This is a genomic window from Pedobacter sp. 22226 (assembly GCF_052045455.1).
GTDB classification, from domain to species: Bacteria; Bacteroidota; Bacteroidia; order Sphingobacteriales; family Sphingobacteriaceae; genus Pedobacter; species Pedobacter jeongneungensis.
Map to the genome: position 1 here is coordinate 1 of NZ_JBQEPB010000020.1, position 2,027 is coordinate 2,027.

Here is a 2,027-nt window from a genome sequence, read left to right on the forward strand (position 1 = left end):
CGGTAACACGTGGGAGAGTAGGTCGGTGCCAAATCTTAAAAGAAACCCTTTAACAGAAACGTTAAAGGGTTTTCTTCGTTTACAGGGGTTTGTAATAGACTTCTCACCATTAAGGAGTTAAGAGAAGTTAAGAGTTGTTCCCGCAGATCATGCTGATCGCCGCAGAGGCCGTTCCATCATCCATTTTCCATCTTTCAATTAAAGCGTTGAGATAAGTTAAGCTCCTTTTCTTAATGGCCTTAACTTCTTAATGATAAAAGGAACCTAAAGCATTTCTCACCATTAAGGAGTTAAGATAAGTTAAGGGTTGTTCCTGCAGATAGCTCCGATTACCGCAGAGGCCGTTCCGTCATCCATCTTCCATTTTACATCTTCCATCATAGCTCTATCCCTGGTTATATAGCCCTGATGGAAGCGATATCCCTTTTGGGCAAAGATGATTGCTTATGTTAGAATGATTTCCCAAAAGGATTAAGCGTACAGCAGGACGGAACCCAACCCACACGCACAGAAACCTGCGCTCCAAAAAAACATTTACTATCTAATGAAAATAGAACTCCCTGATACTGATAGCCTCTTTCATTTTCAACTACAATAAAATTTATTTCTTTTTCGAACAGTTTTGGGCTATTACTGTTATCATTCGTGTTAATAAATATGATTTGCTTTAAATAAACCTGGGTAGTATAGTTTCAATGTCTGTGCGGGTTAAAAGATTTGGTATATGATCACCTAAATCTAAAAAGGATTTGATATTTTGCGACATTAATAAATTAGATATGGCTTCGGGTTTTTTTGCGATTTTAGATGATATAGGTGCCTTAATGGATGATGTTGCCGTTACAGCGAAGGTAGCTGCCAAGAAAACGGCAGGTATTTTAGGAGATGACCTGGCTGTAAATGCAGAAAAATCAACGGGTTTTATTTCTTCAAGAGAGTTGCCGGTACTATGGGCAATTACAAAGGGTTCTCTAATAAATAAACTTATTATTGTTCCAATCGCCTTACTGTTAAATGTTTTTTTTCCGGTAGCGATAAAAGTAATTTTGGTATTGGGTGGTTTGTATCTGGCCTATGAGGGAGTAGAAAAGGTTGTCGAATATGTTTTTCATCGTTCTAAATCCCCGCATGTAGAAGCTGAAGAAATTATCCAGGAAGGTGATGCAGCAGAAAAGGCAAAAATCAGGTCTGCCATTACAACCGATTTTATCCTCTCCATAGAAATTGTGATTATCGCGTTAGGAAGCGTTCTGGAAGAGAAGCTCGGTATTCAAATCATGACTGTTTCAGTTGTGGCATTATTGGCTACCATTGGTGTTTATGGCATCGTGGCCATTATTGTAAGAATGGATGATGCCGGATATCATTTAATGAAAACCTCTGGAGGAAAAGGTATTCTTTCTACTACCGGAAAACTTCTCGTTCAATCACTTCCCGTTATCATCAAAATTTTAAGCATTGTCGGAACCGTCGCACTGATATTGGTATCCGGAGGAATTTTCGCGCACAACATTGCCTTTTTGCATCATGTTTTTCCCGCTCTGCCATCAATCTTGCGGGAATTCGCTTTTGGGTTATTGGCTGGCTTAGTTTTGGTGTTAATTATATTTTTAGGCAAAAAACTTATGGGCCTTATCAGAGCGTGATGTAAATTATTTTAGTACTGGTTATTATTTTTCAATAAAGCAGTTGTTGTGCTGCTATATAAGTTTGTCCCCGCTTTTCACTACAAGTCCTCTCCCGATTGAAAAAATCGGGATGTGGGCTTTCCGTTTCAATCGGGTTTAGATAGGACGGGGCAGGGGTTAAATACGAAGTTTCCAAAGGCCTGTGCACCGGGAAGCTTCGTAAGTTTTCAGCCTAAACCCACCCCAAACACCCAATCCTTAAAAAAGTTTTGCTTTGGGCAAAACTTTTTGTTGCTGTAAACCATCCAGTTACAATAAAACCCCCAATTAATAGCAAATATGCTTTGCTTATAAATTAAAAAATCCTACTTTTGCATCCCGCTTCGGAGGAAGGGTTTT

Annotated in this window: 1 protein-coding gene; it reads left to right on the forward strand. The window is 39.1% G+C overall.

The window, feature by feature from the left end; translation table 11 throughout:
- Positions 1–779: 779 nt before the first annotated feature.
- A complete protein-coding gene (locus ACTJKC_RS25350; protein ID WP_440796455.1) occupies positions 780–1,646 on the forward strand; it encodes a DUF808 domain-containing protein in 867 nt (288 codons plus the stop codon).
- Positions 1,647–2,027 lie beyond the last annotated feature (381 nt).

Bases quoted from the DNA above. Each gene is read 5' to 3' on its own strand.
- ACTJKC_RS25350 (WP_440796455.1), top strand. From the start codon at position 780: ATGGCTTCGGGTTTTTTTGCGATTTTAGATGATATAGGTGCCTTAATG.